Consider the following 25116-nt stretch of genomic DNA (forward strand, 5'->3'; position numbering starts at 1 on the left):
ATTCCTTTACTTCCTCCCTTCAAAATATTGTAACTATCACTTTTAATGAGAACAAATGTTTGGTAAAATGGAATGAGATAGATGTTGCTTCCCTGTATTGACTTCACCCTTCTTTGAAGTGTGGTGACAGGTTTGAAACTTACTTTAACAGCAAAAGTGAAAATACTGCCTAATGGGCAACAAGCGGATTGGTTACGGCAAACCCTGCGCGCTTACCGCGATGCGAGCAACCACTTGTCTGTACTTGTGCATCAAGACAAAATCCTCTCCAAGACTTTACTCCAGAACATAGTGTACCGAGAATTGCGCAACGCTTTTTTACTTCGGTCGCAAATGGCCCAGTCCGTTATGAAGACCGTCATCGCCAGATACAAGTCGTTACTCGGCAATAAACACCCTTGGACATGCGTCGTTTTCAAGAAACCCGAGTACGACCTGGTGTGGAATAGGGACTATTCGCTCTCCGAACAAATCATTTCCATCAACACGCTGTATGGCCGGATCAAAGTACCCTACATGACGAAAGGTATGGAATCTTACTTTGACGGATCTTGGTCCTACGGCACGGCAAAGTTGGTCCACAAGAAAGGGGAGTTTTTCCTCCATATTCCAGTCTCAAAAGAAATCGCCGAAATCGAAACAGAAGCCATCCATCAAGTCGTTGGTATTGATCTTGGGATCAACTTTGTCGCCACCAGTTATGATTCGCAGGGCAAGTGTGCGTTCTTCCAGGGTCGACCGATCAAAGACAAGCGGTCGAGGTACAAGCATATGCGCAAACAACTGCAACAAGTCGGCACAGCCTCCGCCAGAAGGAAACTAAAGCGGATTGGAGGACGAGAAAACCGTTGGATGCAGGATGTCAATCATTGTGTATCGAAGGCACTCGTCCGTAAGTATGGTGCAAACACCTTGATGGTGGTGGAGAATTTAACAGGTATTCGTAGTAAAACGGAAAAGGTTCACCTTAACGAACGTTATGAATCGGTATCCTGGTCCTTCTACCAACTAAGACAGATGATCGAGTACAAAGCCGCATTACATGGAGCCAAAGTGATAGCTGTGGATCCTAAGTACACCTCACAGACCTGCCCAAAGTGCGACCATAAAAATAAAGGGAACCGGGACAAGAAGAAGCATCACTTTAAATGTAAAGAATGCGGGTATAGCTCAAATGATGATCGAGTGGCCGCCATGAACCTTCAGCGTATTGGAATGAAGTACATCGCTGAAGGAATTGTATAGGTATACCTATACAATAAGGCAGAAGTCAACCTGCCTATAGTAACGCCATGTTAAGGAAGGAGACTTTTTGTCGCATGTACTTCCGGGCAGTTACAAGCTCGTGACTTTAGTCATAAGTAGTTGACATGGCTCCACTCCTCTTGGTCTTGAAAGTTCGGTTATGTCCCCAGCATACCAAGAGGGGGCGGGCCGTTTTAAGGAACAAAACCACCGACCTCATGCTACAGAAATACGCAATTCTCGGAGGGTCGCCGGAGGGCGCGCGGGATGAGTGGATTTGTTCTATAGGATAGAGAGAAGGGCCCGGCTGCCTTCAGCCGGACCCTTGAAAAACCTGAGTAAACCCTATTTGTTCTGTTTCAGGAACTCATTGTGGCGTTTCACCATCGCCTGCACGGTTTGCTCGACGGTCTGATTGTCGAGGAAGTATTTCTCGTATTCCTGCGCGCGCATGTCGACCATTTCCTGCGGGAGCTTGCGGACAAACGTCGGCGTCTCGTTCCCGTACAGGACGAATTCCAGCGATTCCTGGTCATACGTATCCGCGTATTCGCCAAGCAGGCTCTGGATCGCGGCGTCCTGGTCGACCGCTGCCGAAGCGGGCAGCCGCCCTCCGGCGGCCATCGGCATCATGCCTTCGTCGGCGTACCATTTGAGGAACTCCCAGGCGGCATCCGTGTTTTTCGAGTTGGCATTAATCGAGATGAAGTCGCCTACGCCGCCGCTGGTGATGAAGTCCGCTTCGTTTTCGGCCAAGCGGGGTACGGGAGCGAACGCGATTTTGAAATCGCGGGGGAAGTCCTTCATGTTGTTGGAGCTGCGGAGCAGCCATTCCCCGATATTGATCATGGCCGCTTCGCCGCCGAGGAACATATTTTCCACCGGCATTTTGGACGTCAGCTGCTCCCCGAGCGGCGGCGTCGTCTGATCGTCCTTCATCATGGCGTTCATCGTTTCCAGCCATTGGAGCACGAGCGGATGGTCCATGTTGGAGCTGCCGTCCTCTTTGACGTAGCCGTTCTTCTCCAGGACCGAATCCATCGGATCGGCGAACGGTTCCATATGCTGCACCAGCCCGTATTTGAATCCGGCGGCTTTCAGCGTCTTGGCGTATTCCCTGGCTTCGTCCCAGGTCCAGGCCTTGGGTACCGCCAGCCCAGCCGCGTCCAGCGCGTCCTTGTTGAGCGCAAAGAACTGGACGTTTTTCTTGGTGGGAATGCCGTAATATTTGCCGTCGATTTTCCAGGTTGCCGCGTTCGGCCCGATTTTCTCATCGATATTGTAGTCCGAGTAAGAGCTCAAATCGAGCACCGTGCCGGACTCGACTCGCTTGGCCGCCTGCGTGACCGAATAGTTGACGAACAGATCGACGGCTTGCCCGGTGGCGAGCGCGGTGTCCAGCTTCAGATTCCCGTCGTCGTCATTGACGAAGCGCACGTATTCGACCTGAATATCGGGATGCTCCGCGTTCCACGCATCCACCACCGCCTGCGGACCCGCTTCCGGCGGAACCCCGCCCCACATCGTCAGCTTCACGGTATCGCCCGATGAAGGCGCTTTCGAATCATTGGTCGCCGCTCCCGAATTTCCCCCGGCCTCATTGCCGTTATTGCCGCCGCAGCCGGCCAGCAGGCCGATCAGCAACGTGCAGAGCAGCAGCGCGGCCCATCCTTTTTTGTTTCGCACGGGTAAAGACCTCCCTATATCGTTGATGGTTGAATCCCCCCCATCGTAGCAGGGAACCGGAGCGGAATTGAACCTACATATCCCTTCAGATCACGGAACAAAACGATGCATTCGCGCGTCCGGTTCGGCCGTTTCGGGACCATCGATTTCTTCTATCGGGCCGTTTTGTTGCCTTGTCTATATCTGCTCGGCGTTTGCTGGGTCAAGCGCTTGAAGATTTTGATAAAGTAATTGTCATTGAGGAAACCGACCCGGTGGCCGATTTCATGAACCGGCAGATCGGTGTGGAGCAGATACTCCATCGCTTTCTCCACCCGGACCCGATGCAGGTAATGAATCAGCGTTTGCCCGGTTTTCTTCTTGAACAAGGCGCTGACGTAGTTTTCGCCCATCATCACGTATTGGGCCATCGACTTGACCGTGATGTCCTGCGGGTAGTTTTCGGCGATGTACGCTATAATCTTGCACACTTCCGGATGCGAAACGCCCGCTTCGGTTCCGGCCGGGCCGGGGCTTGAAGAAGCCGTCTGCCGCCCAGGGGCTTCCGCCTGCGGTCCTTCGCCTGCGCCTCCCGCCTCCCGCATGTCCGCTCCGGAACCGCCCCTGTCCGGATCTGCGCCGGTTGTCCCGGCGCCGTCCCGGGCCAGCTCCGCGCTCACCTTGCGCAGCGTATCCCGCAGCGAATTCACGCTCATCGACAGCTTGAGAATATAGTTGGAAGCGCCGTATTCCATCGCCTGCCGCACATACTCGAATTCGCCGATGCAGGTCAGCATGATGAAGCGGGAACGATAACCTTCCTCCCGGGTGCGCCGCAGCAGCTCTACGCCGTCCATCTCCGGCATCACGATGTCCGCTAGAACCAGATCGGGCGGGTCGCGCCGAATCATGTCCAGCGCCTCGCCGCCGTTGCCGGCTTCGCCCGCTACGGTAAACCCGAGCTCCTCCCAAGCGATGATTTCGCGCACCGATTCGCGAACGAACACTTCGTCTTCCACCAGCAGCACTTTCCACATGTTATCGCCCTCCCGTCGGTTCGTTTGCCGAAACCTCGCCCGGCGGCAGCGCCGGCGGACGATTTCCCCCCATGAGCCCCATGTCCTGGTCCTTGGCATAAGGCGTCGACAACAGAAAGGGGATCGTGAACCGGATGAGCGTGCCCCGATCCGAGGAAACCACGTCCATCCGGCCGTCTTCCTTAAAGAGCAAGCGCAGCCGTTCCCGGACATTGTCCAGACCGATCCCCGGCCGTTTTCGCGTCTGCTTCATTTGCGCCGAACGCTCCATGCCGATGCCGTTGTCCTCGATTTCCACGGTCAGCTTGGCGGAACCCTCCCGCCGGACGCGAATCTCGATCAGGCCCTTGTCGGCCAGATGGCTGACCCCGTGCATGATGGCGTTTTCGACGAGCGGCTGCAGGCTCAACTTCGGCACCAGCGCAAAGACGACATCGTCGTCGAACGCATAGGAGACCTCAAACCGGTGATTGTGGCGGACCTGCTGAATATGCATGTAGGCTTGCACCAGCTCGATTTCGTCCTGGAGATGCACCAGGTCTTTTTCCGAGTTTAAGCTAGCCTCCAGCAGTTTGCCCAAGGACAAGGAGATATCGGTAATATCTTCGTTGCCCTGGCGGATCGCGCTCCACTTGATCGTGTTTAACGTATTCAGCAGAAAATGCGGGTTCATCTGCGCCAGCAGCATGTGAAAATGAACGGCTTCCTTCTGCCGCTCCTCCGTCTTCAGGCGCTGGATGAGCGCGTCCATGTCGTCGAGCATCACGTTGAAGGTCCGGGTCAGCTCCAAAATCTCGCCGCGGAATTTCCGCTCCGGCAGCCGGATTTTCAAATTTTTGCGGACGACCGCTTTCATTTTATTCTGCAGGTGGGACAACGGACGGGTAATCGTCGCGGCGATCAGGAACGTCATGACCAGAAAGGCCCCCATCAGGATAAAAAACGTCGTAAAATACTGCCGTTTCAACGCATCGATCTCATTAAACAAAAGCGGCAGCGGAATCCGGTTCACGATATACCAGTCCAGGGATTCCACGTAGATGTAATTGACCAGGGAATTGGAGTCCTTGTCGATAAAATATTGCCGGTCCGGACGATCCGCGATTTCCGCCATGACCTTCTCCGGCAGCACCGCATCCGGCACCGACTTGGAAATCTCCTCCCCCGCGCGCGTAATCAAAAAATACTGCTGCTGCAAATCCGACTGGTTATGGATGGAGCGCAGCCAGGACGAATAATCGATGCTGATGCGGGCTAATCCGTAAGGCCGGCTGGGGTTGTCGCCCAAATACGCGTACAGGGACAACAGGTACGTACTGGTGGAGACATCCCTGAGCACATAGTTCGGGTCATTGGGAACCCAATGGTACGCGTTGGCGTTCATCGCTTGGGGATCGAACCCGGGGTCGTTTCTAAGCTCCTCGTAAACCAAAGCGTCTCGGGGCGGGTAAGAGGTGTATACGCTTTCATTCAAGTCTATGATCATGAAATACACCGATGGATTATACAGGAAGAAGCTATTGTTCAGATTCATGAAAATATTCTCCATGACCCGTTTGTTCTCGAGCCCGTCGTGTTGCTCAGGGCTCCGAAGCACGGATTTCACCGTGTCGTCCTGCTTCAGAAAAATCAGCGTCTTGAAGGCGATGCCCATTTGATCCTCCAAGGTCCGGTACATCTGCTCCAGCTGGGAATGGCTTTGCTGGCTGATCTTTTGCTGAACCAGGGTCTCGATCCGCTGGTAGTTGTACAAATTCAAGGCGCAGAAGGGCAGGAGAATCAGGCAAACAAACGCCATGAACAGGCGATATTTCAATTTCTGCGGAATCAGGTAACGCGTGAGTCCAGCCATGCGGGCATATCCCCTCCAATGCTGCGGCAGGTGTCTTTTCCTCAAATTATAGCATAGGGAAAAAGGCCGCAGAGGCGTTGGCGGAAATTGCATGGATTTGTTGCAGAAGGGGGTGGTGCAGGGGTGGAGAGTGTAGATTTGTTCTATTGGGGGGAGGCAAAAGGTAATAGGGATAAGCGGTCTTTCCGACTCGAAGGATATGCTCGAAACCTATAACTTAACTTTCACAGCTTGAAATCTGGAAGAAAGCCTTGATGTAACTGGGCAGGGAACATCGTACCAGCCAGTTGCTGGGCTTTTGAACGATACATCGTACAAAACAATCGCTTATCAGCCAGCTGGAGGGGTTTTGTACGAAAAATCGTATAAAAGATCCCATGCACCGCCCAACTGCAGGGGCTTTGTACGAAAAATCGTACAAAAACACCCATTTACGAGCTAACTACAGGAGGTTTGTACGATAAATCGTATACAATTAGTGGGGTCTTTTTTAGGAATGACAGTAGGATAACCTGCAACTCAGGTCAAATCTATCTTTAACCGGCTTGTTATGATGGAGGCGAAAGGAGGGGGCTTCATGTACGAATGGAACGAAATGGTTCAGCTCATGATCGGTTGGATCGAAAATAACCTCACTTCGACGCCTACCTTGTTGAAAATGTCCGAGGCGTTAGGATATTCGCCGTATTACTGCACCAAAAAGTTTCATTCCCATACAGGAGTGTCGCTGAGGGATTACGTTTGGATGAGGCGGATCAGCTCGGCGGCACTTGAACTGAGGGATACGAATGCACGCATTCTCGATGTTGCCGTCAAGTATGGATTTTCCTCGCAGGAAGCTTTTACCCGGGCATTCGTGAAAGCATTTCACATTACGCCTGCGGCATACCGGCGAGCGCCGCGGCCTATTCCGTTGGCTATTCGCGCTGAAGTGTTCTCTCCTTATCATTATTACCTGAAGGAGCGGGATAACATGGGTGAAGTTGGGTTGCATGATGTCGAAGTCAAAGTGGAGCGCATACCGGCCCATCGATTTATCGGGATTTGGGATATTTCCTCCCGGAATTACGGGGAGTTCTGGAAGAACGGGCACAATTGCGACGAGATCAGCGGAACATTGGACAGCATGTCCCACCTGAATCTTCCCGGACAGTTGGGTCAGACCGCAGGCTGGTTCTATCGGGATGGGCGGAAAGGGTATCTTTATGGAATGCTGGTAGCTGCCGACTATAGCGGAGAAATTCCCGAAGGAATGGAATGCCGCGAGGTTCCCGAGTCGGATTATCTGGTTTTTTTTCATCCCCCCTTCGATTATTTGAAAGCGAACGGAGAGGTCATGAAGGCGGTGGAGGATAAGGCATGGTCTTTCGATCCGGCGGAGATGGGACTGGCCTGGGATGAAGGGACCCAGTTTGATTACCAAAGGCATTTTCCCGAGGGGTATGGTTACGCTGTGCTGCGTCCTGTGAAAAAAATATAACCTTGCCTCTATGCATCAGAGACTTCACTTTAGTGGGGTCTTTTTTTAGTGAATGGGATAGCGAAGTAAAGTGTCAAAGTCATATTGACTTTAGAGAGGGAAGTGGCTACGATGATCTGGTTGTATAGGGTAGAAATGCTTGGAGAGAGGATCAGAGTAGATATGAAAAAGAAAATCGCGGATATCGCTATTATTATGGTGGGGGCCTTCTTGTTCGCGCTGGCCGTCAATCTGTTTATCATCCCGAACGATTTCGGCGAGGGGGGCGTTACGGGGGTCACGATTATTCTGTACTACTTGTATCAGTGGTCGCCATCGGTGGTCAATATCGTGATCAATGGCTTGCTGCTCATTGTCGGGTACAAATTCCTGGATCGCCAAACGACGTTGTATACAGTGATCGCGGTTGCTTTTAACTCGTTGTTCCTGCATTTGACGGAAAACTGGAGGATCGATTCGCACGAGCCGACCATTAACGCGGTCTTCGCCGGCGTAATCGTGGGGGTCGGCATCGGCCTGATCGTGCGGGTCGGCGGAACGACGGCGGGAACCGTGATTCTGGCCCGGATCGCCAATAAATATCTCGATTGGAATATCAGCTACGCGCTATTGTTTTTTGATCTGATCGTGGCCTTTTCCTCCTATTTTATTATTGGCGCGGAAAAGCTGATGCTGACGATCGTCATCCTATATGTGGGTACGAAAGTAATGGACTTCATGATCGAGGGGCTGAACCCCAAAAAAGCCGTCACGATCATCTCGGAGAAACAAGACCGCATCGCCGAAATGGTCATTACCCAAATGGATCGGGGAGTTACGGTTCTGTCGGGCCATGGGTACTATACGAAAAATCCGAAGGAAGTCCTCTACATCGTCATCAGCAAGCAAGAAGTGTCCACGCTCAAAAAGATCGTCCGTTCCATCGACAAAGCCGCGTTTCTCACCATCCACGACGTGCGGGATGTGTTTGGCGAGGGATTTTTGGATATTTCCAAGTGAGGGGCGTAGATGGTCGAGGGGGCTCTCAAACGGATGAGCTGATGTATTTTCGACAAATGGGGCATTTTTTCTTTGTCTAAGAACACAGGGGGAGATGTTCGAATTTTGAAAGCAGATGCACGTATTTTGAATGTAGTAATTGCAGAACTCTCCCTAAAATATGGGTGGAACCCACTTTACTCTTGAGGAGGTTAATTATGAAAGCGCTTCGAAATCCATCGATGAGGGGGTGTGTCGGCTCAGGGCCGCTTTCAGGCGTCGGCATCGGCCTCTTGTCCTGGTGTGACAGGAGGCCTTTTGCACGTATAGAATAGGTTTTTACCCTGCAATTGGTTGCGTTTTCAAATTGTCCGGCTTAGCCGGCTATCGCTATAATGAGGTTTATGGGATTTTGACGGCATGAGAGGCAGGGGGCCAGACGGTGAAGGCACGGTTGATGGAAAGCGTACGATCTTTAAGTTACGGCAGACCGAAGAAATTAGCATTTAAGATCCCGTTTGCCTATTTCTTAGTCATTTTACTGACGGTCGGGTTCAGCTATTTGGTATTGAATCAGATTGCTGCGAACTCAGCTCAGAAGAAAATCAATGAGGCGTCGCTGCAGACGGTGACGTCCATAAGGACAAACGTGGATCTCATGATCGAGAACGTCAACAACTATTCGAAAATGATCTTCTCGGATCGCAATCTGCAGAACTTGCTCCGGCAGGGAGACGTGTATGCCAACCTGCAAACCCAGTCAAAGGTCAGCGCCTATTTGTACAATCTAATGCAAGCGGTTCCGATCATCGACTCGGTCCACATTTACGACAATGCGGGGCATCGTTTTACCGTTGCAACCCAGGAATTGCCGACGTACATGGAGGTGGACATCAAGGACGCCCCATGGTACGACCAGGTGGTGAGCAATAAAGGAAGATATATTCTGAGGCTGGACAACAGACGATGGCCTGCGGAAACCGCCGACGGCAATATCGTCGCTTTTATTCGAATGATTCGGGACATTGACAACACGGCCCCTCTCGGGGTATTGGTCATAGATATCAAGGACGACGCCTTGGTTCAGGCCTATTCCAACCTGCTGAATGGGAGTTCCTTGCAAATCGCCATTCTGGATGAGAACAATCAGACCATTGTGGCCGATTCCACGGATGAATCAAGCGACGCAGTCTTTCATGAGCTGCTCGACACGAACAAAGCGATACTGGAGGAACAGTTTCAGCGGAGCGACTCGGGATATCTTACGATGCATTTGGGTTCCCGGACCTATACGGTGACCTATCTATCGGGCGGAGCCTATAACTGGAAGTTTGTAAGCATTTCGCCGCACAACAGCATGGAGTCGCGCAACCAATCCCTGGTGCTATTGGCGTTGGTTTTGCTGATCATTAATGGGACCATCTTCTTCGTCAGCTCCTTCGTCATTTCGCGCAGTATCATCAAACCGATCCAGAAGCTGCTTAGGGCGATGAATAAAGCGCCCAGCGGGAATTTCATGAAGGTCAACGCGGAGCAGAACAGCTTCGAGCTCGATCAGTTGTATAACGGATACAACCAGATGATCGAGCAGATTGATCAGTTGCTGAAGCGCGTTATCGAAGAACAAAAAACGATACGCAAAGCGGAGTTGAATGCGCTGCAATCGCAAATCAAACCGCATTTTTTGTATAACACGCTGGACTCGATCACGTCGCTCGCGCTATCGGGAGACAATGAACAGGTCTGCGATTTGATCGAGGCGCTGGGAAGCTACTACCGATTGAGCGTCAGCAAAGGACAAGATGTGATCACCGTCGGGGAAGAGATCGAGGTCGTGCGGAATTACTTGAAAATCCAGAGCGTGCGATACCCGGACGTCTTTGAGGCCCGGTTCGAGGTGGAGGAGGACTGCAGCCAGACCCCGATTCCCAAGCTGGTGCTGCAGCCGTTGGTTGAAAACTCGCTTTACCATGGCATTCGCCCTAAAGGGACGAAAGGGGTCATACGGATCCGCGTTAAAAATGCGGACGGATCCGTGAAAATATCCATTTCCGATAACGGCATCGGCATGTCGCAAGAGGAGATCGAGCAAATCCTGTTTACGGAAAGACAAGGCCAAATCAAGAGCTTTGGCCTATGGGGTACTATGGAACGCTTGCGCATTTTTTACGAAGACAGGGACGTATTCCACATGGAAAGTGAACCGGGAACAGGGACCACCATTACGTTAATCCTACCGAATGGAGCAGATTCGCCATGGAAAAGTTAAAAGTTCTGATCGTTGACGATGAACATTTGATCCGGAATTTGATTCGCATGCGCATTGACTGGGAACAGGAAGGCTTCGAGATTGCGGGGGAAGCTTCCAATGCTCAGGCAGCGATGGAGCTGGTGGAGCGGCAGAAACCGGATATCATATTTACGGACATTTACATGCCGAACATCGACGGGATCGAGTTTAGCCGAAGGGTGTTGGAGAAGCATCCGCGGATCAAAATCGTGGTCGTAAGCGGCCATGACGAATTTGAATACGCGCAGAAGAGCATCAAAATCGGGGTATTCGATTTTCTCCTCAAACCGATCCGGGCGGCGGACCTGCTGCATGTCACCGGCAAGCTCAAACAGAAGATTGATGAAGAACGGTTTCGGGATGGTGAATTGGCGAGATTGAAGGAAGAATTGGAACGGAATCTTCCATATCTCCAGGAAAAATTTTTGCGGCAGTGGTTACAGGGGACGCTTTCCCGGGAAGAACTCCGGGAGCAAGCGGAATATTTCAAACTGCCCGCGTTCCGCCATGAGCGCGCGCATCAGATCGCCGTTGTCGAAATCGCTCCGGTATCCGGGAAACACACCGAGGAACAGTTGATTTTGTTGGGGATGGTATGCAAGCACAATATCGAAGCGTTTTTTCGCGAAGATCCCCTTGTCACGATGTTGTCCGACACCCGAAACCAGTTCGTTATCATTGCCTTTCATCCGACTGGGGATCTCGCCGGGACTTGCGAAACGCTGATGAACCGGCTGACCGATTCCGCGAAATGCCTGGTCAACATCGGAGTCGGGCGGAAGCGCGACAATCTGCAGGAGGCCCATCTGGGATACCAGGAAGCATGCCGTGCGATTCGTTACAAAGCGTTCGCGGGGAATAATCAGGTCGTTTGCTTTGAAGACATGGTTGACAGCAGGGAGGAGACGTACCGGTCCAATCCGGAGCTTCTACGGCAGCTGCAATTTTACGTCAGCGTCGGTTCGTCCGAAAACGCCGCGCAGATGCTGGCGCGCATTTTTGACGTTTCTTTTTCGAGCGTGTCGCAGTTCCGCATGGCCGCAATGGATGTGATCAACGAATGCCAGCGCGCGGCGATGGAGCAGCAGCTCGAGGGTGGACAGGGGCTAGACAAAGAAACGCTGGTTTCCATCATTACGGCCGACAATTTGCCGGAATTGGTACAAACTTTAGAGCGTTATGTTCTTAGCCTTTCAAAGGCCATTTATTCGAAAAAACAAGCCAAGGAAGGGAACCTGATCAGTCAGGTGAAGGCGTTCCTTGAGCTGAATATGGGCGATCCCCAGGTCGGATTGGCCAGCACCGCAGCGGCTTTCTTCGTCAGTCCGGGCCACCTGGGACGGCTCATGAAGAAAGAAACGGGTCAGACCTTCGTAGAGTACTTGACCAACCTGCGCATGAAAAAAGCGGAAAACCTATTGAAAACCACTGATTTAAAGGGTTACGAGGTTGGAGAACAAGTGGGGATTCCGGATCCGCATTATTTCAGCATCCTCTTCAAGAAGGCAACCGGCAGATCCATGAACGAGTACCGGAACGCCAAATGAAGAATCAGAGATGCTCGAATTTTACAAGGGAATGCGTTTATTTTGAATGGAGGTCCCGGGGGTTCTTCCCTAAAATAACGGTAGATGCATCGAATTCTATTGGGAGGTCAAAGAGATGAAAGCGTTGTTAAAAAGATCCATGAGTATCGTTCTTGCGTTAGGTCTAGCAGGTAGTTTAGCGGCATGTTCATCCGACTCTTCCGGAGGGAAGTCTTCGGAGGGAACTGGAAGCGGTTCCATCAAGCTGACGCTTTGGGATCAGTCTGTAGGCAACACGGACCCGTCGGCCAAATTGCTGCCGCAAATCATCGAGAAGTGGAATAGCGAGCATCCCGACGTCCAAATCGAACGGACAGGCACGACCGGCGAACAGTATAAGACCAAGATCAAAACGTCGCTGGCGGCCAACGAAGCGCCCGACATCTTTTACGGCATGGGCGGGGGCAGTTTCATGCAGCCCTATATCGAATCCGAAAACGTACTTGAAATCTCCAGCTATTTGACGGATGAAATCAAGTCGAAGATGGCACCGGGCATGGCGGAAGCCATCGAAACGGACGGTAAAATCTATACCCTGCCCGTCTACACCCATATTGCCAACCTTTATGTGAATACCGAATTGTTCGAAAAAGCGGGAGCCCAAATCCCGACGACGTATACGGAACTGCTGGGTGCGGTTGAGAAGCTGAAAACAGCGGGAATTACCCCGGCGCTCATCGGCGAGAAAGACCGCTGGCCGGGCATGTACTGGTACGACATGATCGCGATGCGCCAGGCCGGACATGATGCGGTTATTGAAGCCTTTAAAGATCCTGCCAAATGGGATTCGCCGGACTTCGTTGCCGCCGCTGCCAAGATGCAGGAACTGGCGAAGGTGGGCGCATTCAACAGCAGCATGTTGAGCATGAGCTATGATGAGATGCTGGGCGCATTTAATGCAGGCAGCGGTGCGATGATGTTCCAGGCGAACTGGGTAAATGCCGGTATCGAAGATCCGTCCACGGCGACCAAGGGCAAGGTTCAAGTCATTCCTTTCCCGGTGTTTGAAGACGGTAAGGGCAAAGTCACGGAAATCTTCGGCGGGGCCGTTGACGGCTTCTATGTCAGCAGCACGACGAAACATCCGAAAGAAGCGGTAGATTTCCTGATGTATTTGAGCGAACAGCTCGGTACGCAGGGATATCTCGCCGGTGCAGGCCTCCCAAGCTGGAACATTGATGGACTGGATACTTCAGGTCTTTCCACGCTGGACAAATCGGCCGCCGATATTATGAAAACCGCAACCTCGTTTATTACCTGGTGGGACAACATTCTTCCTGCCGAATCCGCGGAAACGCATAAGAACCTGATTGCCTCGCTCCTGGCAGGCGATATTACGCCTGAAGAGTTCTGCAAACAGATGGCGCAGCTCAAACCGACGGAACTCAATCTTTGATCCTTGAATAATCTCAAACCGGATGTGGTCAGGGGAATCCCTGGCCACATCTTTGAGAGGAGAACTCACGATGAATTCAGTATTTTCGAATAAGACAGCGATTGCGATATTTGTTCTTCCTACACTTCTTATTTTTTGCGGGATTGTATTAGTTCCGATTTTCGTCTCGAGTTATTATAGCGTGTTGGATTGGAACGGCGTCGGTAAAGGTACCTTTATCGGATTGGATAACTATGTAGAGATGTTCACGGATGCCAGAGCCTTGCATTCCATCCGCAACTCCTTCCTGTTCGCCGCGGCTTCCATCTTCATTCAGTTGCCGATTTCCCTGCTGCTTGCCTTGATCCTGGCGTCCTCCGTGAAAGGGGAAGGCTTTTATCGGACGGTGTATTTTATTCCGGTGTTGATTTCCACCGTTGTTATCGCGCAATTATGGTCCAAAATCTACAATGCGGATTACGGCCTTTTAAATACATTGCTCGACAACTTAGGCCTTTCGGGGCTGGCTCAGGACTGGCTTGGGCAGAAAAAAACCGCGCTCGTAGCTTCGTTTATTCCGACCCTGTGGCAGTATGTCGGTTACCATATGCTGCTGATGTATGCCGGGGCAAAATCGATCTCGCAGGATATTTTCGAAGCGGCCAAAATTGACGGGGCTTCCCGCATCCGGACCGCATTCTCGATTACCATCCCGCTGATGAAACCTATCCTCAAAGTCTGTCTCGTCTTCTCGGTCATTGGCGCTTTCAAGGTATTCGATCTGGTGTATGTCCTCACGGGCGGCGGTCCCTTGTTCGCCACCGAGGTGCCAAGCACCTTGATGTACACAACGATTTTCAATACGTACCGATATGGCTACGGCAGTGCGGTATCCGTCTTTATTATCCTGGAATGCTTGATATTTACGGTGCTGATCAATAAATTCTTTAAGACCGAATAGGGGTGAGCATATTGAATACTGCAGAAGCAAGGTTGCCCAAGAAACCGTCATTCCTTGGGAAATTCCTGTTGCAATTCTTTTTAGTCATCGTGGCGATTGTTCAAATTTATCCCCTTATTTGGCTGGCGTTCTTCTCCTTGAAAGACAACAGCGAAATCTTCAGCGGCGATGTGGCGGGGTTTCCGAAGAAGCTCCTCTGGAGCAACTATGCCAAGGCGTTATCGGACGGCAACGTCATGAGTTACTTCGGGAATAGCGTATGGGTAACGGCAGCTTCCATTATCCTGGTATTGATTTTATCCTCCATGGCGGCTTATGCCATCACGAGAATGAACTGGAAGCTTAGCAATTTGACGATGACGCTGATCCTTCTCGGGATGATGGTTCCGATTCACGCAGCGCTGCTGCCGTTGTTTATGGTTCTGAAAAATCTGCATTTGCTGAACACCTACTGGTCGTTGATTATTCCGTACGTCGCGTTCGGGATTCCGATGGCCGTGTTCATCCTGGGCAGCTTCTTCAAAGGGGTTCCCCGCGAAATGGAGGAGTCCGCGGTGATTGACGGATGCGGCATCTACAGAACCTTCTTTCACATTATTTTGCCGTTGATTCGTCCCGCGATCGCTACCGTGGCGATCTTTACCTTCCTCTCCTGCTGGAACGAGCTGATGTTTGCGGTGACCTTCATCAATGACGCGCACTATCAGACCCTGACGGTCGGGATGATGTCGATGGTCGGAACTTATATTACGCAGTGGGGGATTATCGGAGCCGGGCTTATGATTACGACCGTCCCTACCGTAGTCATTTATTTGCTGCTGAACAAGCAGGTTCAACAAAGCATGATTGCAGGCGCAATCAAAGGATAAAGACGTGAAGGGAGAACATGCGATGAAAGCAACGATTACGGTCAATGCCGATCAATCGGCTGGAACGATCAGCCGCCATATTTACGGGCACTTCGCCGAGCATCTCGGCCGCTGCATTTACGAAGGCATCTGGGTGGGCGAGGATTCGCCGATCGCGAACACCCGCGGCATTCGCAATGACGTAGTGGAGGCTTTGCGGGGCCTGAACATCCCGGTGCTTCGCTGGCCGGGCGGCTGCTTTGCCGACGAGTACCACTGGAAGGACGGCGTCGGTCCGCGGGAGCAGCGCAAGCGGATGGTGAATACTCACTGGGGCGGCGTCGTGGAGAACAATCACTTCGGTACGCATGAATTTTTCGGCCTGTGCGAGCTGTTGGGCGCGGAGCCGTACATTTGCGGCAACGTCGGCAGCGGTACCGTACAGGAGATGCAGGAATGGGTCGAGTACATGACCTTTGACGGCGAATCGCCGATGGCCAACCGGCGGCAGGCGAACGGACGGGAGAAGCCTTGGCGATTGAAGTATTTCGGCGTCGGCAACGAGAACTGGGGCTGCGGCGGGAACATGCGGGCGGAGTATTACGCCAACGAATACCGCCGGTACCAAACGTATGTCCGAAATTACGGCGAGAACCGGCTGTATAAGATCGCCGGCGGCGCCAATGTCGACGACTACCACTGGACGGAGACGCTGATGCGCGAAGCCGGCTCGTACATGGACGGACTCAGCCTGCACAACTACACGGTGCCAGGGGGCTTTGAGATCAAACGTCCGGCGCTGGGCTTCGATGAAGCGGAGTGGTTCGAGACGATGAAGCTGGCGCTACACATGGACGAGTTGATCACGCGGCATTCGGCGATCATGGATCAATATGATCCGCAGAAACGGGTCGGCCTGATCGTCGACGAGTGGGGGAACTGGTTCCAGGTGGAGCCGGGCACGAATCCGGGCTTCCTGTACCAGCAAAATTCAATGCGGGATGCGCTGGTTGCAGGTTTGCATTTCCACATCTTCCATCGTCACTGCGACCGCGTCCATATGGCCAACATTGCGCAGACGGTAAACGTTCTGCAGGCGATGATTCTGACGGAAGGCGAGAAGATGTTGCTGACGCCGACCTATCATGTCTTCGAGATGTTCAAGGTTCACCAGGATGCGGAGGCGCTTGCCCTTCATCTTGAGGCGAACGAGTACCGACTGGGCGAGGAATCGATTCCTCAGATCAGCGGTTCGGCCTCGAAGCGGGCAGACGGCACGATCGATATCAGCTTGTGCAACGTTGATCCGCAGCGCGAAGCTGCCGTAACGCTGCGGTTGCGCGGGCTGGCGGGGGTGAAGAAGGTGACCGGCCGGGTGCTGACGCATGCCGATATGCATGCGCATAACACGTTCGAGCAGCCGGAGACGGTGAAACCGCAGGCATTTGACGGGGTTACGGACGTAAGTAAAGGCGGCTTGTCGGCAACGCTGCCGCCGATGTCCGTTGTCGTGCTGACGCTGGCTTAAAGAGAGGTGGGAAGGGCCTATGAAATATCGGAATCTTGGCAAATGGGGCATCCAAGTGAGCGAAATTGCCTTGGGCAGCTGGATGACGGATGTCCAAGGCGCTAAAGCGGTGGAAACGGGAAAGATGAGCGTCCGGCGCGCCTATGAGCTTGGCGTCAACTTCTTTGACTGCGCCGATGCCTACAGCGGCGGACAGGCCGAAGTTTTCCTCGGTCATCTACTGAAGGAATTTGACCGCAGCTCCTATGTGGTATCCAGTAAAGTTTATTTTCCCACCGGAACGGGAGTTAACGATAGGGGACTGTCCAGAAAACATATCATCGAGCAAATCGACAAGTCCCTGAAGAACCTGCAAGTCGACTATCTGGACATGTATTTCTGCCATCGGTATGATGAAAATACGCCTTTGGAAGAAACGCTGCAGACGATGAGCGATTTGGTGGCGCAAGGCAAAGTATTATATTACGGCGTCAGCGAATGGTCGCCGGTCCAATTGACCGAAGCGCTGCATCTGATCAAGGATATGGGCCTTCGCCCCATGTCGGTCGTCCAGCCGCAATATCATATGATGGACCGGTACATTGAGGATGAAATCATCGGCATTTGCGCGAAGCACGGATTGGGGATCGTTCCGTTCAGTCCGCTGGCGCAAGGGCTGTTGACCGGCAAATACCGCAAGGACCAACCGATTCCCGAGGGTTCACGGGCAACGCATCAGGCCGACAAGCAGATCAACAACCTGCTGACCGAGGTTCACTTGGAGAAGGTCGAGAAGCTGATTCAGGTGGCGGAAGGCTTGGGAACGAATCTCTCCGTGCTGGCTTTGGCGTGGCTTCTGAGAAAGCCGCAGATCAGCAGTCTGATCACCGGCGCTTCCCGCCCGGAACAGATCGAGAACAATGTGGCGGCCAGCGGCCTGACGTTATCGGATGAGGTATTGAACGAGATCGAACGCATTTTGGATTATCGCCCTTATGTACGAAAAATCGGATAATCCCCGGATGGCCAGCGGTTAGCCGGCATCCTTAAATGATCGGAGGAATGTCATGATGGCCAAGGGTTCGTTGGTGCACCGGGTGCAGACCCAAGAGAAGGCGGTCGCCTTTACGTTTGACGACGGGCCGCACCCCGTATTTACGGAACAAGTGCTGGAGATTTTCCGGCAGGTGAATGGCAAAGCGACATTTTGTATGATCGGTCAAGAGATCGATAAGTTCGGAGATATCGCAGCCAAGGTTCATGCCGCCGGACACGAGATGGCCAATCATACCTATTCGCATCCGGATCTGACCCGGTTTGACGCTGGAGGAAGCGCGGGCGGAAATCCTGCTGGGAGACGAGCGGATCCGCCGGGTGACGGGAAAGCCGGCTGCGAACTTCCGGCCGCCGTACTTTGCCGTGAATGAGGTCATCCTTTCGCTTGCCGCCGAGTACGGTTACCATTCGATCGGGTGCGTCAACGGCGGCATTAAAGGGTTGACTCTGAATGTAGAGGCGGAGAAAAGCTTAGAACTGTAAGGGATCAAAGAAATGCTCTTGCACATGGGAGCCTTTCATTTACTGAGTGCGGAAGGGCATTTACAGAAAGTGGGCTTCGGGATATTATGGACCAAGCTATCCTATTTATCAGAAATATTCTATTTAATATGAAGGATTATTTGGACAGACAACAATATGATATAGATTGTGTTGCAACTTGAATTTTTCGATTAAGGGGTTGATTTAGTTATGGGGGCCAATTGATAATTAAATACCGATTCTAAAATTTAAATCTAATCCTTAGAAGCCACTCTCATAGGGTGGTTTCCTCTTTTTCCTCAATTAATTCAATAATCTCCCGAATATCACTAATCTTTAGCGCCTCCGCAATTCGTTCAATATGATTAAAACTGATACTCTCTCGCTTTCCGTTGGCGAGCTCACTCAACGCAGCGTGTCGAACATCGGATAATCTGGATAACTCTCGCAAAGAAATATTATGTTTTTTAGTCAGTTCTTTGATTTTTACGACAACCTTTTTTGCCATCTTACTCACCTCTTATGGGACAGATATTGCTTGACTATACGCATAAGCGTACCGTATAATAATGTTGTAAGTGGTACGTAAATAAGTAACATCATTACATTTATCTATTTGTAAAAATAGATTGGTCTTATTTATCGATTGATGATGACTCAGCAAAAAAGGAGGCCCACCCATGCCCACCCTTCTCGAGTCCCTATACTACGGTCACCTTCTCCCCGAAGAGCAGGTGGTCCCGAAAGACCCACAATACCGCCAACTGAGTAGAGAACTATCCGAAGCAATGTTGGCTTGGAAGGAGAAACTATCCGACGAGGATTTTACCGAGCTGGAGGAACTGATAGACTTACAACAAAAGATCCAGGGGATGGAAATGACAGCGGCATTTACACGGGGGTTTAGGTTGGGGGCGGGGCTGATGATCGAAGTTCTTGTAGGGAACGGAGCGGAGGGACCATAAACCCAAGGCAACGGCCGGCCGAGTTCAGCAACGCTTCGCAACAGGGATCCTCTCAGCCCTATACGTACTAAGAAAACATTTTCTTCACATTAACTCACAAAACCCCTTTTTTTTTATAGCTCATCTATTACACTTTCTCTACTACTTCGCTCCCTTAAAACACCACCAAAACCAACCACAACCCCAACAACGTTGCGAACAAAATCGGGATTGTCAGAACGATGCCGACTTTGAATTAAGTCCCCCAAGTGATGCGGACGCCTTTTTTGGCGAGGAGGATAGGTCATAGGCGCAGGTGATGCTTTTGTGAAAATAGAGAAGCAGCACGACGTTCGTAGCCGCGAGCGAAAACAGGTTCGGATTGATCATGCGGGCGGCATACTGCGTGAAGCCGCTCCCCAAATAACCCGCCGAAACGATGTTTACCAGATTGCTGACGCCGAAAAGCTCGTCTATAAGGATTACTTCAGAACGAGGCTAGTCAACCGTGGTAAGTACAGATTCAATGGAATTCCTCAAAACCGCCATGGATATAGATATGCTGCAGGACATCTTCGAAACGTGGGATCACTTGGAGGGGCACTTGAACGAAATGAACTAAGGAAATACGGCAAACAGCCGCTGAGCTGGAGAGCTCGCGGCTGTTCGTTTTTCTTTGCGATTTCTTTTGAATAACTTCAGGCGTTCCTTTAAAGTCTTAATTCAATTTGATCCAGATTGATCAGGCCGTTGTCGCCTGCGTCGAACTTGTAGGTGATCGTGTTGCTGCCGGCTTGCAGGGTGAGGTTTTCCGTTTGGGTTCCCCAGACGTCCCAGTTGGCCAGCGCCGGAAGCGAGGTCTGCTTAACCTTCGCGCCGTTGACGTAGATGCTTACCGTTCGGGTGATGCCTGAGCCGTTCGCGTACCGGAGGGTCGTATTGTAGGCCTCTCCTGTGGGCACGTTCACCGTAAACTCGGTGGCCGCTCCTCCGGCTTCATAACCGGCGACAAAGCCGGTTCCCATGTAATCGGCATGGTCGGTCATCACTTTGGCTCCGCCGGACAGGCTCGCGTATTCGGCCTGGTATAGATAGGAGGCCGGAGCTGAGGAAACGGCGAAATCCAGCCAGTTGATGTTAAAACCGCCGTTTGGCACATCCAGGTGCAGGACCTGGTAACCTGCTTGCAAGCCGACGGTCCCGCTTACCGTGGTATACGTCTGCCATTCGCCCGTATTCGGCACGTTGAGGGTGGAGAGCACGGAACCGGCGCCGTCCTTGAGCTGGATTTTACCGGTGGAATTCGGACTTGCCACTCTTACGGAGAACGTGTAGGCGCCGGTACTTTGCACCTGCACGCCGTAATCCATCCACTCGCCGTTATCGATAAACCCGACGTTTTGGCCGCCGCCGCTATCGCCCGTCGTTTCGGTCTGCACGCCGAACATGCCGATGAAATCCTCGGCCTCGATCCGCCCGGGAATCAGGCTGCCCGAGGTGAGCGGAGGGCTTAACTTGATTTTGTCGAGATTAACTGGCCCGCTGTCTCCGGATTCGAATTTATAGGCGATCGTATTGACGCCGGCCTGAAGCCGCAGCGTCTCCGTTTGCGTTCCCCAACTGTCCCAGTTGCTCAAGGCAGCCAGCGCCGTTTGCTTGATTTTGACGCCGTTCACGTAAATGCTTAGGGCTTTGGCCGAGCCCGATCCGTTGGCGTATCGCAGCTCCACGTCGTAATTGGCGAGGCTTGGAGCCTGTACGGTAAACTGCGTGGAAGCTCCTTGAAATTCGTATCCGGCCACGAAACCGCTGCCCGTATATCCGGTATGGTCGGTCATCACTTTGGCGCCGCCCGACAGAAGAGCTTGCTCGGCCTGATATTCATGGGTCGGATCGCCGCTGCCGGTGGAGGGTTCGAGCGTAATTTTGTAGGCGTTCGCGGCATAGGTCCAGGGGATGGAGAATTGGATCGATTGGTTCTGAACCGCCGCGTCCAAGGACAGCGTTACGGAAGGCGCCGTGACGGGGTCCGCGTTGCCGATTTGCGAAACCGTGACATGGACTCTGCCGTTGCTGCCGACGAGGTACGCTGCCGATTCAAAACGGCTGATGCTGACGTCCACATTGCCGATGTATCCGCCTTTATTGCCCAGCAGAATCAAAGCGGACTGCTTCGCGGCGTCCTTGCTGGCCACGCCGTCGATTTTCGCTGACGGAACGGTGGCGACCAGCGTGCCCGTCATATCGGCATAGGTTTTGTAGGTCCACCATTGCCCTTTGGTTGCGGAGTCCGGGGTCAGCGTGTCGTCGAGCAGCCCGTAATTGCAGCAGTGGTCCCAAATCGCATGGTTGGCGCCCAGCACGCCGGCTTTCTCCAGCCGGGCGAGATACCAGGCGGTGTAGCCGGAGTTCTGCTCGGCCTGCCAGATGTATTCGCCGATCGTAAACCCATCGATCGAGGTGATGTTTTTCGAGCTTAACAGGTCTCTGGCGGTCTGCGCGTCGGCGACCGGGTCGGCGCTGAAATGCCAGTCGAGGATATCCGGCAGTACATTGTTGGCTTTGGCGTAGTCGAGCCAAGCGCTGAGCTGGTTCGTGTTGAAGCCCCCGTAGCCCGGGCCGACGATCACCGCGTCCGGATCGAGCGAACGGATGAGCTGCACGCTTCTTTTCCACATTTCCGAATACTGCGCGGCCGATCTGGGCCAGAAATAGGCGCCGTCCGGCTCGTTCCAAATGTCATAGCGGGCGTTGGTCATATGGTTGGCTTTTTTGTCCTGCACCAGTTGCGTCAAAAACTGTTCCCAGGAAGTCCAGTTGCCGTTGTCGCCGGGGAAAATCGGCTGGTTGTTGTCCGGAATCGTCCGGCCGTCGGAGCCCCAGATGTCGCTGACCAGGATCTGATAATGGGCGCCTAGCGCGTTAACCCTATTGTATTGATCGCGAACCGAGTTGAAGCGGGGCAGATATCCGTCATAACCGCCCACCGCCCAAGCGCCGCCAGGAAGTCCCGCGCCGCCGCCGCGAAACAACCGGGGCTTCAGATCCGAGAGCAGCGTCCCCACGGGCTCGCTGCCGTCTTGGCTGAGCCCGTACAGGAACCCGGTGCCCCGGTAGGTTGGGGCACCTAGCATCTGTCCGAGGTCGATCGCCACGGCCTCGTTTGCGGCGTGCGCCGGCTCCGGAAGGCTGAGCAGCGGAAGCGTCAGCGCGGCCGCCAGGACGGCGGAGAGCAGCCCCCGCCAGGTGTTGCGGGCAAATCTTGTCATCATGGATCACTCCTTCAAATTGAAATGACATTTATACCTGAAATGCGTGCCCCAGGCTTTCCGATTTGTTATCGGAAGGCCGGGGACCCGCATCTGAGGCCGGTGTGGGCCTGCGGATGCCTACAAGAGTAAAATCAGGATGTCCGGGAAACGGCGGGAACCTCCATGGAGCGCATGACGCCGGTCTGCGGATCGTAGACGGACACGTTGTAAAGCTTCGTGCCTGGAGCGTGCGTCTTGCCTGCGCCGGCTCCGAAGTTTTCGCCGCTGTCATCTTTGCCGCCGTCACTATCGCCCCCGCCTCCGAACACGACAAACTCCAGCTCGCTCCAATCCATAAACGCCGTCGACAGCGCCGGCTTGGCATGCGGAATCACCGCGCCGCCGCGGACGAGCACGACGATGCGCAGCTTCCCGGCGGCGATCTTGTGCCAACGTCCACCCGCGTAACGCTCGCCGCTTTGGTAATCGAACCACTCGCCCGGCGGCAGATAGACTTGGCGTTCTCCGGCGTCTTCGAACAGCGGTGCCACGAGCAAATTCGCGCCGAACATATACTCATCTTCGATCAGCCAGGAACCGGGATCGTCAGGGAACTCGACAAACAACGCCCTCATCAGCGGATATCCCGAATCCGAGCAGAGCTTGGCCTCCGTGTACACATACGGCAGCAGGGCGTATTTCAGCTTGACGGTTTCGCGGAACAGCGCCTGAAACGCCTCGCTGTAACCCCAAGGCTCCGTCGGCGGCGCTCCGTGGCAGCGGCTGTGCGAGGTGAGCATGCCGAACGGCAGCCAGCGGCTGTACAGCTCTTCCGGACTGCTGTGCACGAAGCCGCCGATGTCGTGGCTCCAGAACGGGAAGCCGGACAGGCCCAGCGACAGGCCGGCCCGCAGGGTGGCGGCCATCGCGCTGTCCGTATTCTCCGCGTCTCCGCCCCAATGCAGCGGGTAACGCTGGCTGCCGGCCCAAGCGCTGCGCGCCCAGATGATCGACTCGCCATTCACCCGCTCGGTGACCTCGGCGGCGGCCTTGTTGTAACGCAGCGGATATAGGTTATGCTCGTGGAATCCGCTCCGGCCGGAAGCGTAAATGCCGCCGAGCGGCGCCGCTTCGCCGAAATCCACCTTGATCGCGCCGACGCCAAGCGCAAGCAGCCCCGCCAGCTTTTCCTGGTACCAGGCCACCGCTTCGGGATGGCTGAAATCGAGGATCGCGTCTTCGGTCGGCAGGCTGCCGTCCGGCATGCGGACCGCGAAGCCCCGCTCCAGGATTTCGGCGTACAGCGAATTGTTCGGTGTAAAATAAGGCAGCTGCCACAGCGAAATCCGGTAGCCCTGCTCCTTCAGATCGGCGATCATCGCGCCCGGATCGTCGAACCTGCTGGGGGAGAACTCATAGTTGCACCGCCAGTCGGTCTCGAACCAGCCGGTGTCGAGGTGGATGACGTCGCAGGGAATATCCAGCTCCCGCAGCTTGGCCGCCACCTCGCGGACTTCCGCCTCCGAGCTGTAGGTGATCCGGCTCATCCAGAGGCCGAACGACCACAGCGGCGGCAGCGGGCTGCGCCCGGTCAGGCGGGTGTACTCGCTTAAAATCTCCTTCGGCGAGCCCAGAAAAACGAATAGATCCAGTTCTTCCTCGCCGGTATAAATCGTGTTGGTGTCGTCGTACGTCGCCCCGAAATCGAAGGTTAACGGAGCGGAGGTGTGCACGAACATCCCGTAGCCTTCATTGCTCAGGAAGAAAGGGATCGGTTTGTACATTTTGCCGGTCTGCACGCCTAAAGCGTCCGTGGTGAACAAATCCAGCCGCTGGCCGCGCTTGTTGAGCCGCGTAAACGATTCGCCGCCGCCGAACAGCTTCTCGTCGGGCCTTAGCAGGAAGCTGGCCGCCAGATGGTGGCTCATATCCGCCGAACTCCGCGTGAATGAGAAGGGCAGACCGTTCGTGTTCAGCAGCGAGGAGCCGTCCTTGAAATGGCGGGTTTCGGTCAAAATACGGCCGGACGCGTCGCGGAACACGATTTTCCAGGGGTCGCGCACCACGGTGACCGAGCCGGCCGGCCCGGAATAGACGATTTCTCCGCCGTTGTCCTGGCAGTTCGCGAAGGCCGTCGGATCGTTCTCCGCCACGCCTGCCGTCAGCATCAGGGAAGGAGCGTCCGAAACGTTCGCAGCCCCCGCAGAGCCCGCAACCCCCGTCGCCCCCCGTCGTCCCAAGCCCGGATTCCGGGTGCTCACGCGCAGCCGGATGGTCCGTTCGCTAACAAACTCCAGGCTGAACGGCGTTTCCGGCGACTCCCGGTATTCCTCCGGGAACTCCCAGGCGGTCGCCTCCGTAAACGGGTAATCGATTTGGTTGAAGGAGAGCCTCGGCTTACGCAGGTATCTTTTCCATGCCACGGTTCCTGCCGCCCCCGCCGGGTCATACGAAGTCGCATGCGACGGGAAAAAGTAGTTGTCCGCGAGCCCCGCAAACTTTGCCTCCATGCTGACGGGCTGATTCAGTCCTTTTGATTTGATTTCCATGGGTTCATC

The 25116-nt window shown here is 53.7% G+C and carries 19 protein-coding genes and 2 pseudogenes; 13 read left to right on the forward strand and 8 right to left on the reverse strand.

Features of this window, described 5'->3' with window-relative positions; genetic code table 11:
* Positions 1–132: 132 nt before the first annotated feature.
* On the forward strand, positions 133–1245 hold the full coding sequence (locus ACQ4N8_RS00535) for an RNA-guided endonuclease InsQ/TnpB family protein (protein WP_430702355.1): 1113 nt from the start codon (positions 133–135) through the stop codon (positions 1243–1245).
* Positions 1246–1590: 345 nt separating this feature from the next.
* Here the strand turns inward: ACQ4N8_RS00535 and ACQ4N8_RS00540 are convergent, their stop codons facing one another.
* The 3 genes from ACQ4N8_RS00540 to ACQ4N8_RS00550 all read right to left on the reverse strand — a co-directional run bounded on the left by ACQ4N8_RS00540 (position 1591) and on the right by ACQ4N8_RS00550 (position 5799).
* Complete coding sequence (locus tag ACQ4N8_RS00540) at positions 1591–2931, reverse strand: ABC transporter substrate-binding protein (RefSeq protein WP_430702356.1); 1341 nt, start codon at positions 2929–2931, stop codon at positions 1591–1593.
* Between the two features lie 152 nt (positions 2932–3083).
* A complete protein-coding gene (locus ACQ4N8_RS00545; RefSeq protein ID WP_430702357.1) occupies positions 3084–3947 on the reverse strand; it encodes a response regulator transcription factor in 864 nt (287 codons plus the stop codon).
* A 1-nt stretch (position 3948) separates the two neighbouring features.
* Positions 3949–5799: a cache domain-containing sensor histidine kinase gene (locus ACQ4N8_RS00550; RefSeq protein ID WP_430702358.1), complete on the reverse strand. Its 1851-nt coding sequence runs from the start codon at positions 5797–5799 to the stop codon at positions 3949–3951.
* Positions 5800–6376: 577 nt separating this feature from the next.
* Here ACQ4N8_RS00550 and ACQ4N8_RS00555 point away from each other — a divergent pair.
* The 11 genes from ACQ4N8_RS00555 to ACQ4N8_RS00605 all read left to right on the forward strand — a co-directional run bounded on the left by ACQ4N8_RS00555 (position 6377) and on the right by ACQ4N8_RS00605 (position 18363).
* Positions 6377–7279 (forward strand): helix-turn-helix domain-containing protein, encoded by a 903-nt coding sequence (locus ACQ4N8_RS00555; protein WP_430702359.1) that lies wholly within the window; start codon positions 6377–6379, stop codon positions 7277–7279.
* A 162-nt stretch (positions 7280–7441) separates the two neighbouring features.
* Positions 7442–8278 (forward strand): YitT family protein, encoded by an 837-nt coding sequence (locus tag ACQ4N8_RS00560; protein WP_430702360.1) that lies wholly within the window; start codon positions 7442–7444, stop codon positions 8276–8278.
* Positions 8279–8699: 421 nt separating this feature from the next.
* Positions 8700–10526 (forward strand): sensor histidine kinase, encoded by a 1827-nt coding sequence (locus ACQ4N8_RS00565; RefSeq protein WP_430702361.1) that lies wholly within the window; start codon positions 8700–8702, stop codon positions 10524–10526.
* Positions 10514–12094 carry a response regulator transcription factor gene (locus ACQ4N8_RS00570; protein WP_430702362.1) on the forward strand — a complete coding sequence of 527 codons (1581 nt, stop codon included), beginning with the start codon at positions 10514–10516 and terminating at the stop codon, positions 12092–12094. The genes ACQ4N8_RS00565 and ACQ4N8_RS00570 overlap by 13 nt, the downstream gene beginning before the upstream one ends.
* Before the next feature lie 115 nt (positions 12095–12209).
* Positions 12210–13529 (forward strand): extracellular solute-binding protein, encoded by a 1320-nt coding sequence (locus ACQ4N8_RS00575; RefSeq protein ID WP_430702363.1) that lies wholly within the window; start codon positions 12210–12212, stop codon positions 13527–13529.
* Positions 13530–13599: 70 nt separating this feature from the next.
* A complete protein-coding gene (locus tag ACQ4N8_RS00580; RefSeq protein ID WP_430702364.1) occupies positions 13600–14469 on the forward strand; it encodes a carbohydrate ABC transporter permease in 870 nt (289 codons plus the stop codon).
* A 68-nt stretch (positions 14470–14537) separates the two neighbouring features.
* Positions 14538–15338: a carbohydrate ABC transporter permease gene (locus tag ACQ4N8_RS00585; protein WP_430702365.1), complete on the forward strand. Its 801-nt coding sequence runs from the start codon at positions 14538–14540 to the stop codon at positions 15336–15338.
* Between the two features lie 22 nt (positions 15339–15360).
* Complete coding sequence (locus ACQ4N8_RS00590) at positions 15361–16845, forward strand: alpha-N-arabinofuranosidase (protein WP_430702366.1); 1485 nt, start codon at positions 15361–15363, stop codon at positions 16843–16845.
* A gap of 19 nt (positions 16846–16864) precedes the next feature.
* Positions 16865–17839, forward strand: coding sequence for an aldo/keto reductase family protein (locus ACQ4N8_RS00595; protein ID WP_430702367.1), 975 nt, complete (start codon positions 16865–16867; stop codon positions 17837–17839).
* 55 nt (positions 17840–17894) lie between these two features.
* A complete protein-coding gene (locus ACQ4N8_RS00600; RefSeq protein ID WP_430702368.1) occupies positions 17895–18251 on the forward strand; it encodes a polysaccharide deacetylase family protein in 357 nt (118 codons plus the stop codon).
* Positions 18199–18363 carry a hypothetical protein gene (locus ACQ4N8_RS00605; RefSeq protein WP_430702369.1) on the forward strand — a complete coding sequence of 55 codons (165 nt, stop codon included), beginning with the start codon at positions 18199–18201 and terminating at the stop codon, positions 18361–18363. Before ACQ4N8_RS00600 ends, ACQ4N8_RS00605 begins: the two co-directional genes overlap by 53 nt.
* Positions 18364–18637: 274 nt before the next feature.
* Here ACQ4N8_RS00605 and ACQ4N8_RS00610 read toward each other — a convergent pair whose 3' ends face one another.
* On the reverse strand, positions 18638–18871 hold the full coding sequence (locus ACQ4N8_RS00610; protein WP_430702370.1) for a helix-turn-helix domain-containing protein: 234 nt from the start codon (positions 18869–18871) through the stop codon (positions 18638–18640).
* 172 nt (positions 18872–19043) lie between these two features.
* Between ACQ4N8_RS00610 and ACQ4N8_RS00615 the strand changes: the two genes are divergently transcribed.
* Positions 19044–19328: a DUF6809 family protein gene (locus ACQ4N8_RS00615; protein WP_430702371.1), complete on the forward strand. Its 285-nt coding sequence runs from the start codon at positions 19044–19046 to the stop codon at positions 19326–19328.
* 154 nt (positions 19329–19482) lie between these two features.
* Here ACQ4N8_RS00615 and ACQ4N8_RS00620 read toward each other — a convergent pair.
* The 4 genes and pseudogenes from ACQ4N8_RS00620 to ACQ4N8_RS00635 all read right to left on the reverse strand — a co-directional run.
* A pseudogene (locus tag ACQ4N8_RS00620) lies at positions 19483–19605 on the reverse strand (ArsB/NhaD family transporter); the annotation flags it as partial.
* A 44-nt stretch (positions 19606–19649) separates the two neighbouring features.
* Positions 19650–19730: pseudogene (locus tag ACQ4N8_RS00625) on the reverse strand (hypothetical protein); the annotation flags it as partial.
* 287 nt (positions 19731–20017) lie between these two features.
* The gene (locus tag ACQ4N8_RS00630; RefSeq protein ID WP_430702372.1) at positions 20018–22576 is read right to left on the reverse strand and encodes a carbohydrate-binding protein; all 2559 of its coding nucleotides are present in this window, start codon (positions 22574–22576) and stop codon (positions 20018–20020) included.
* 134 nt (positions 22577–22710) lie between these two features.
* Complete coding sequence (locus tag ACQ4N8_RS00635; protein ID WP_430702373.1) at positions 22711–25107, reverse strand: TIM-barrel domain-containing protein; 2397 nt, start codon at positions 25105–25107, stop codon at positions 22711–22713.
* Positions 25108–25116: the final 9 nt, after the last annotated feature.

It is taken from the genome of Paenibacillus macerans, from assembly GCF_050565405.1.
Lineage (GTDB): Bacteria > Bacillota > Bacilli > Paenibacillales > Paenibacillaceae > Fontibacillus > Fontibacillus macerans_B.

What these genes read in the sequence shown, in the direction of transcription:
- ACQ4N8_RS00555 (WP_430702359.1), top strand. Translation starts at nt 6,377, where the DNA reads ATGTACGAATGGAACGAAATGGTTCAGCTCATGATCGGTTGGATCGAA.
- ACQ4N8_RS00545 (WP_430702357.1), bottom strand. Translation starts at nt 3,947, where the DNA reads ATGTGGAAAGTGCTGCTGGTGGAAGACGAAGTGTTCGTTCGCGAATCG.
- ACQ4N8_RS00550 (WP_430702358.1), bottom strand. Translation starts at nt 5,799, where the DNA reads ATGGCTGGACTCACGCGTTACCTGATTCCGCAGAAATTGAAATATCGC.
- ACQ4N8_RS00630 (WP_430702372.1), bottom strand. Translation starts at nt 22,576, where the DNA reads ATGACAAGATTTGCCCGCAACACCTGGCGGGGGCTGCTCTCCGCCGTC.
- ACQ4N8_RS00610 (WP_430702370.1), bottom strand. Translation starts at nt 18,871, where the DNA reads ATGGCAAAAAAGGTTGTCGTAAAAATCAAAGAACTGACTAAAAAACAT.
- ACQ4N8_RS00600 (WP_430702368.1), top strand. Translation starts at nt 17,895, where the DNA reads ATGGCCAAGGGTTCGTTGGTGCACCGGGTGCAGACCCAAGAGAAGGCG.
- ACQ4N8_RS00595 (WP_430702367.1), top strand. Translation starts at nt 16,865, where the DNA reads ATGAAATATCGGAATCTTGGCAAATGGGGCATCCAAGTGAGCGAAATT.
- ACQ4N8_RS00575 (WP_430702363.1), top strand. Translation starts at nt 12,210, where the DNA reads ATGAAAGCGTTGTTAAAAAGATCCATGAGTATCGTTCTTGCGTTAGGT.
- ACQ4N8_RS00590 (WP_430702366.1), top strand. Translation starts at nt 15,361, where the DNA reads ATGAAAGCAACGATTACGGTCAATGCCGATCAATCGGCTGGAACGATC.
- ACQ4N8_RS00635 (WP_430702373.1), bottom strand. Translation starts at nt 25,107, where the DNA reads ATGGAAATCAAATCAAAAGGACTGAATCAGCCCGTCAGCATGGAGGCA.
- ACQ4N8_RS00580 (WP_430702364.1), top strand. Translation starts at nt 13,600, where the DNA reads ATGAATTCAGTATTTTCGAATAAGACAGCGATTGCGATATTTGTTCTT.
- ACQ4N8_RS00570 (WP_430702362.1), top strand. Translation starts at nt 10,514, where the DNA reads ATGGAAAAGTTAAAAGTTCTGATCGTTGACGATGAACATTTGATCCGG.
- ACQ4N8_RS00560 (WP_430702360.1), top strand. Translation starts at nt 7,442, where the DNA reads ATGAAAAAGAAAATCGCGGATATCGCTATTATTATGGTGGGGGCCTTC.
- ACQ4N8_RS00615 (WP_430702371.1), top strand. Translation starts at nt 19,044, where the DNA reads ATGCCCACCCTTCTCGAGTCCCTATACTACGGTCACCTTCTCCCCGAA.